Annotated in this window: 5 protein-coding genes and 1 other RNA gene; 4 read left to right on the top strand and 2 right to left on the bottom strand. The window is 61.4% G+C overall.

From position 1 onward, the window contains the following. Window positions 1-19: 19 nt before the first annotated feature. Both ACCQ08_RS04935 and ffs read right to left on the bottom strand, forming a co-directional pair. The gene (locus ACCQ08_RS04935; RefSeq protein WP_373449073.1) at window positions 20-1,534 is read right to left on the bottom strand and encodes a DUF6538 domain-containing protein; all 1,515 of its coding nucleotides are present in this window, start codon (window positions 1,532-1,534) and stop codon (window positions 20-22) included. Between the two features lie 115 nt (window positions 1,535-1,649). Next, window positions 1,650-1,745: signal recognition particle sRNA small type (gene ffs / locus ACCQ08_RS04930), an RNA gene on the bottom strand. A 155-nt stretch (window positions 1,746-1,900) separates the two neighbouring features. On the opposite strand from ffs, the gene dnaX reads away from it, so the two are divergent. The 4 genes from dnaX to ACCQ08_RS04910 all read left to right on the top strand — a co-directional run bounded on the left by dnaX (window position 1,901) and on the right by ACCQ08_RS04910 (window position 6,957). Further along, on the top strand, window positions 1,901-4,192 hold the full coding sequence (dnaX, locus tag ACCQ08_RS04925; RefSeq protein ID WP_373449072.1) for a DNA polymerase III subunit gamma/tau: 2,292 nt from the start codon (window positions 1,901-1,903) through the stop codon (window positions 4,190-4,192). 64 nt (window positions 4,193-4,256) lie between these two features. Then, window positions 4,257-4,589 carry a YbaB/EbfC family nucleoid-associated protein gene (locus ACCQ08_RS04920; protein ID WP_239812225.1) on the top strand — a complete coding sequence of 111 codons (333 nt, stop codon included), beginning with the start codon at window positions 4,257-4,259 and terminating at the stop codon, window positions 4,587-4,589. A 101-nt stretch (window positions 4,590-4,690) separates the two neighbouring features. Beyond that, window positions 4,691-5,281: a recombination mediator RecR gene (gene recR, locus ACCQ08_RS04915; protein WP_239812224.1), complete on the top strand. Its 591-nt coding sequence runs from the start codon at window positions 4,691-4,693 to the stop codon at window positions 5,279-5,281. Between the two features lie 362 nt (window positions 5,282-5,643). After that, window positions 5,644-6,957, top strand: coding sequence for an MFS transporter (locus tag ACCQ08_RS04910; RefSeq protein WP_239812223.1), 1,314 nt, complete (start codon window positions 5,644-5,646; stop codon window positions 6,955-6,957). Window positions 6,958-7,044 lie beyond the last annotated feature (87 nt).

Genomic DNA, 7,044 nt, shown 5'->3' with positions numbered 1-7,044 from the left:
CAAACGCCTTCGCCGCACGCTATTGCGAGTCAAGATGGGATGACCGGACGCTTACGCTATCCCTGCGGTATTGACCGAACCAATTGGAAATGTTGAGCCCTGGTCTCTCTGGTGGCAATGTGAGGATCGGCCAGAGGCTCGCATGACCTGCCTTGCGGATGGCTTCCGCATACTCCAGCAGGCCTAGCCGGATCAGTTCGGGGTGAATGGGGATGGACCTCCGAGAGGCATCTGTCTTTAGTCGTTTCCCGTCCTCATCCGTGATGCGCAGGACTGGGGTTCCGTCTTCATCTGTGATGTCTGTGGTCCGTAGCTGCGCCAGCTCTCCTATGCGGGCTCCGGTATAGAGACCTAGCAGGGGAATCCAATAGGCTGAATCGCTTCCACTCTTGGAGCCCTTGGGGGTGTCATAGGCTTGGAATAGGGGTTGACCAAATAGGGTCTGTAGCTCCTCATCCTTCCAGCTCCTTCGGGTGGGAGTTCTGGGGGTCTTGATGTCCAGGCCTTCCCAGGGTTGTTTGTCGATCAGTCCCAGTTCCCTGTAGGCATAGACCAGTAAAGACTTTATGGCCGTGAGTCTGTCCCGAGCGGTCTTCTTGCTGATTGCTCTATCTGGCTCCTGCAGCCATGCCCTGAAGGAATCCCCCTGTTCTCTGGTCATTCGTTGGACATACAGAGGCTTGCCTAGATGCTCCTCGCACCACTCTACCGCCAGCTTGTAAGCCTGTTCTGTTGACTTGGTTCGGGTCTTGATCTTCAGCCAGCGGCCATAGACCTCCATGAGGGTGGTATTAGTGTGGCTTTTGGAGGCCGCTAGAGCCCCTGTGGAGTCCTTTGGTGCAAAGGTGAGGGGTAGGGGGTTATCCGTCTCAATAGGCTCTCCTGCGTCCCTCTGGGTGGCTTCCTGCCAGCCCATGCGGTAGGCTGATAGGTAGGCATAGAGCGCCTCCTTCAGGCCTCCGGTCTCCCTGGTAACGGTGAAGCCCATGGCCAGAGCATCAGCCTGAAGGAGTGGCAAGACAGATCGGAGATTCATCCGAGCTAGGTCCTCCCCAGCCTCCTGAAACTGCCTGCCGTTCAGTACCTCTAGGCCGATTGTCTCCCATAGCGAGAGACCATCCAGAGGGTCCCTCTCGGGCAGAGTAATGGAGCCATCCGGATTCGGCATGAAGGGGAGCCGGGATAGGGCTGCCTGGGATAGAGCATTGAAGATGGGGTCATTCCCCTGCCTTCGGCTCCGGTCTCCCTGGAGGACTCTACGGCGTGCACCATCGGCTAGGACCTGCGCCAGCTCCGGAGTGATGACCTCCAGAGTCTGGGGATTGAGGGCTTTGCGCTTGGCCTCGAACTCCTCTAGTAGCTCAGTGCGCCTGCGATTTGCCTTGAGGATTGCCTCTTGCCGGTTGGAGGTATGAAGGCTCTCCCGAATGCGGTCAGTGCCGTAGATGCTCATGAGGTCTTCGGGTACTGACGCACGGAACTGGTAAATGGAGGAGTCTTTCCGTAGATGGAGGCCCACCGCTCCTCTTGCCATGTCGTTTCCCTGTCTAGATTTAGATGGAAGTGACACAGCGAAAGGGCACAGTTGAGGAGGTCTAAGTCCTTGCTAGGACTCAAGTTCTTGATCTGAAAGAACTCTAAGGAATGAAGGTGACGAGCCTGACCCCGGCACTGGATCCACAGTTAGGGCTGCTTGGTTCCCCACCTGACCCGGTTGGCCGCTTCCCCATGCGAGGAGGCCCGTCAGGGACCGATTGTACCTAAAGAATGCATGTGTTCCGGCCAAGCGGGCCAAAAAGTCCCTGATCGTCCAGGTGGCAGGGTGCGGCGCCTAAAAGTATTGCATGCAGCGCGGAGCCAGCGCCTTGCATGGCTGCGACTGACCGTAGAATGCGGTGCTATGTCTTATCTTGTTCTCGCTCGCAAATACCGTCCACGGAATTTCTCTGAAATGGTAGGCCAGGAGCATGTGGTGCAAGCGCTGTCCAATGCGCTGGTACAGCAGCGCTTGCACCACGCCTATCTGTTCACGGGAACCCGTGGTGTGGGCAAGACGACGGTCTCGCGCATTCTGGCCAAGTCGCTCAACTGCACCGGGGTGGACGGCCATGGCGGCATCACGGCTGCACCATGCGGCGTGTGCCCGGCCTGTACCGAGATCGACAGCGGGCGCTTTCCCGATTACACCGAGCTCGATGCCGCGTCCAACCGGGGTGTCGACGAAGTACAGGGCTTGCTGGAGCAGGCGGTGTACAAGCCGGTGCAGGGCCGCTTCAAGGTCTTCATGATCGACGAAGTGCACATGCTCACCAACACCGCCTTCAACGCCATGTTGAAGACCTTGGAAGAGCCGCCCGAATACCTGAAGTTTGTGCTGGCAACGACCGACCCGCAGAAGGTGCCGGTCACGGTGCTGTCGCGCTGCCTGCAGTTCAACCTGCGCCCCATGGCGCCAGAGACCATCCAGGAACACCTGGGACGCGTGCTGGTGCAGGAGCAGATTTCCTCCGAGCCACCGGCGCTGCGCCTGCTGTCGCGCTCGGCCCGTGGCTCGATGCGCGATGCGCTATCGCTGACCGACCAGGCGATCGCCTTTGGTGGTGGCCAGCTGCAAGAGGCCAGCGTGCGCCAGATGCTGGGCGCCGTCGATTCCAGCCACGTGTTCCGCCTGATCGATGCGTTGGCACGTGGTGACGGTGCCGAGGTCGTCGACACCGTCAACCAGCTGCGCCACCAGGGCTTGTCGGCTGCGTCTACGTTGGAAGACATGGCCGTGCAGCTGCAGCGCATGGCCGTGTTACAGGCGGTGCCCGACAAGGCGCAAGCCGCTGCAAGCGAAGACGACGGGGAGCAGCAGGAACTGCTGCGCTTGGCCCAGCAAATGCCGGCGGACGAGACCCAGCTGCTCTACAGCATTGCACTGCATGGCCGGGGCGAGCTGGGACTGGCGCCTGATGAATATGCCGCGTTGACGATGGCGCTGCTGCGGCTGCTGGCCTTCAAGCCTGCGGGCTCGGCTGAAAAAAAAACTCTGAATAGCGCGGTTGCCGCACCCAAAACGGCGGCGGCCCAGGCTGCCGTTGCGTCTGTCGCTCCGCCTGTAGCGGCGCAAGTACCGCCATCGCCATCGCCATCGCCATCGCCATCGCCATCGCCATCGCCATCGCCATCGCCAGCCGCATCTTCTCAACCACCGCAGTTGGCCGGTGCGTTGGCTGCGCCCATAGCTGCACCTGCGCCTGCGCCTCTCGCTGCAGCCCAGCCGGTTGCCGCGCCTGCTGCGCCGGTAACTACTGCCGCACCCGCCCCGGCCGTGGTGGCCAACTCGATGGCCCAACCCGCTTCCGGTGGGGCCGCAGGGGCCGGTCACATAGCCGCGCCTATCGTGGAGGCTGTCAAGCTGCCAGTGCGCAGCGCAGAGGATTTGATTCCGGCCCGTGCCGCTGCGCCGGCGCCTGCGGCGATCGACCCGCCGACACCGGCCCAGACAGAGAAAGAGCTGGTGGAGGAGGAGCAGCCGCAAGCCCATGACGACGATAGCTTGCCGGACGCGGGCAGCGACGCCGATGACGAGACCGCTGCGCCTTATTTCGACGAAGTGCCGATCGACGCCTACGCCGATGATGAGCCCCCGGGGTTGCCGGGCCGCTCCGATGCCGAAGTGGCGGTGCAGACGACGGTGGTGGTGGCTGAAGAGCGCGCGAGTCTGATCGCCTTGCCGGTGCAAACGCCGCAGGCCAGCGAGCTGGACCGGCCCGCTGCCAGCTTTGGCGAAAACCTGGGACGGGTTCCGCCAGAGTTCGAGGACACCGAAGAGGGCCGTTTCTGGAACGACACCGTCACCGGGCTGGTGCAGGCCGAGGCCATTACCGCTGTGGCACGCCAGTTGGCGCTGCGCTCCCAGCTGATCCAGCGCGAGGCCGAGGTGTGGTCGCTGCGCGTGGACCTGGAATCGCTGGCGCAGCCTGGCACGATCGAGCGTCTGCGCACGGCCTTGGTGGCCGCTGGTCTGGTGGGCAAGATCCAGGTGTCCGTCGGCCCCGTGACGGACTGCCCCGCACGCCGCAAGGCCCATGCGGTGCAGGCTCGCCAGCGTGCGGCCGAAGCGACGGTGCGCAACGATCCCTATGTCCAGTCTTTGATACAGCAATTTGGCGCGAAAATAGTGCCCGGTAGCATTCAGCCTCTATGATGCGGCGTTCGCGGGCAGATGGGCGCTCCCACCTGCCGCAGGTTTTTATACAAAAGGATTTTCCATGTTCAACAAAGGACAACTCGCCGGTTTGATGAAGCAAGCCCAGGCCATGCAGGACAACCTCAAGAAGGCCCAGGATGACCTGGCCAACATCGAGGTCGAAGGTGAGTCCGGTGCCGGCCTCGTCAAGGTGCTGATGACCTGCAAGCACGACGTCAAGCGCGTGACCATTGACCCCAGCCTGCTGGCCGAAGACAAGGACATGCTCGAAGACCTGGTGGCTGCCGCTTTCAACGCCGCCGTGCGCAAGGCAGAAGAGACCAGCAACGAGAAGATGGGCAAGATCACCGCTGGCATGCCAGGCCTGCCCGGCGGCATGAAGTTCCCGTTCTAAGCGCTTCGTTTTGCCACAAGCTCTGAGCGTTCTCCAGCCCTTGACAGCCGCGCGCCGTCACGGGCTTGGCTGCCCCATGCACTGCCCGGAAGGAATGGTCCATGTCTGATACGGGCACCTTGGATGCACTGGTGCAGGCGCTGCGCCGCCTGCCGGGGGTGGGGGTAAAGTCGGCATCGCGCATGGCTTTTCACCTGCTGCAAAACGACCGGGAGGGGGCCGAACTGCTCTCGCGTGCACTGCACGAGGCCAGCAGCCGTGTGCAGCACTGCGAACGCTGCCACACGTTTACCGAAAACCGCATTTGCGACACCTGTCTGGATGAAGGGCGGGATGCCGCACGCCTGTGCGTGGTGGAGACACCGGCGGACCAGGCAGCACTGGAGCGCACCGGCGCCTACAAAGGCTATTACTACGTGCTGATGGGGCGCCTGTCGCCGCTCGATGGCGTGGGCCCGCGCGATATTGGGGTGCTGCAGCTGTTGCAGCGGGCCACGGATGGCGTGGTGCAGGAGGTGATTCTGGCCACTAATTTCACCGCTGAAGGCGAGGCCACTGCCCATGTGATCGGGGACGCCTTGCAACGCAAAGGCATTGGTTTTACGCGCCTGGCACGGGGCGTGCCCATTGGCAGCGAGTTGGAATATGTGGATCTGGGCACGATTGCCCATGCCTTAGCCGACCGCCGCTGAAACCCCCGACGCACGCGCTAGGCAACACGCTTGCGGCGGAGCGCAGTGTTGCCGTTGCTGGCGCAGCGGCTTCCCGCAGACTGGGAAAAGCGGTTTTCCTGCGCCTGACTCATAGGCTAAATGCCGCTTTGGCGTCCTGCGCGCCGTTTTCCACCCATTACAATTCAATGCTGATCTCGGTGGTTATTCATGCATTTCCTGCATGAATCCAGCCTGGTGCGGTCTGTGGTCTGGCTTTGCTCGCCTTGCTGCGCCGCATGCCCGGTTTCCTGGTGGTAGCCGTTCAAAGATCGTTTTCCGTTACGTTATTGCATCTAGCCGTGTTGCTGCCGGCTGTGCCTCGTGTTTTTTAGGATTTTTGCGTGCAATCTACTGCTGTATCCAAGCGAAATATTCTGGCCGCTGTCATTGGCAACGCGCTTGAATGGTATGACTTTCTGGTCTTTGCCTTCATGACGCCGATCGTGGCGAAGCTGTTCTTCCCCTCCAATCCCAATGATCCCAGTGATGACCTCAACCGCATCCTGATGACCACGGCCGTGTTTGGCGTAGGCTTCTTTATGCGCCCCGTCGGCGGCATCCTGCTGGGACTGTATGGCGACCGCAAGGGCCGCAAGGCCGCGATGGTGATGGTCACCGGCATCATGGCGGTGGCCATTGCGCTGATCACGTTTGCGCCCACCTACCAGGGTGTGGGTATCTGGGCGCCGATCTTCATCGTGCTGGCGCGTCTGCTGCAGGGTTTTGCCGCTGGCGGTGAGTTCGGTACCTCCACCGCACTGCTGATCGAGCTCGCACCCAAGGGCAAGCGCGGCTTTTACGGCTCCTGGCAGATGACAGGCCAGATGGCGGCTCTGCTGATTGGTGCGGCGGTGGGTACCTTGATCACCGACTTTTTCACGCAGGAGCAGCTGATGTCCTGGGCCTGGCGCATTCCGTTTGCTGTAGGTCTGTTGATCGTGCCAGTCGCCATCTACATTCGCCGCCATGTCGAAGAGCCTGAGACTTTTGTGAAGATGCAGGCCGCGCAAAAGGCGGGTACCGTCAAGCAAGTTGGTGTACTGGAGATGCTGCGCACCCATGCGCGTGAAACCCTGGTGGGCATGGGCCTGGTGGTAACGGCCACCGTGTCGATCTACATCACCTTCACCTACCTGGTGACCTACTCCACCGTGACCTTGAAGCTGCCGCTGCACGACACCTTCATGGTCCAGATGGCGGGTGCCGCGATGATGGTGGTGCTGATGCCTTTCATGGGCGCCTGGTCGGACCGCGTGGGCCGCCGTCCTTTGATGATCGGCTCGCTGCTCGGTTACCTGGTGGTGCTGTACCCGCTCTACGCCTGGCTGACCGATGGCCCGACCATTGCGAAGCTGATGACGGTGCAGGTCGTGGTCTGCCTGTTTGTGTCGGTGTTTTTCGGCGTCTTCAGCACGGTGATGGCAGAGCTGTTCCCCGCCCATGTGCGTTCGGTCGGCATGTCCATGGCCTACAACATCGCCGTGATGGTGTTTGGTGGTTTTGCGCAGTTCATCGTGACCTGGTTGATCAAGACGACGGGCTCGACGATGTCGCCTGCCTTCTACGTGATGTTCGGCGTGACACTGGGCCTGATCGCCTCCTTCTTCATCCGCGAGCGTGCGCACGACGACGACCTGGATGCCTCGATCGGTTAAGCCTGCTGCATACAGCACCTGCAGGTGCTGGTAACCGCATGGCCCAAAAGAAAGCCCGGTGCTGCACAAGCACCGGGCTTTTTTGCG

The organism is Comamonas sp. SY3 (genome assembly GCF_041730275.1).
Classification (GTDB): domain Bacteria; phylum Pseudomonadota; class Gammaproteobacteria; order Burkholderiales; family Burkholderiaceae_C; genus Comamonas; species Comamonas sediminis.
Note: the sequence above shows the minus strand (reverse complement) of the source record. Positions and strands in the feature narration are given on the sequence as shown.

What these genes read in the sequence shown, in the direction of transcription:
- recR (WP_239812224.1), top strand. Translation starts at nt 4,691, where the DNA reads ATGTCTGATACGGGCACCTTGGATGCACTGGTGCAGGCGCTGCGCCGC.
- ACCQ08_RS04920 (WP_239812225.1), top strand. Translation starts at nt 4,257, where the DNA reads ATGTTCAACAAAGGACAACTCGCCGGTTTGATGAAGCAAGCCCAGGCC.
- ACCQ08_RS04935 (WP_373449073.1), bottom strand. Translation starts at nt 1,534, where the DNA reads ATGGCAAGAGGAGCGGTGGGCCTCCATCTACGGAAAGACTCCTCCATT.
- dnaX (WP_373449072.1), top strand. Translation starts at nt 1,901, where the DNA reads ATGTCTTATCTTGTTCTCGCTCGCAAATACCGTCCACGGAATTTCTCT.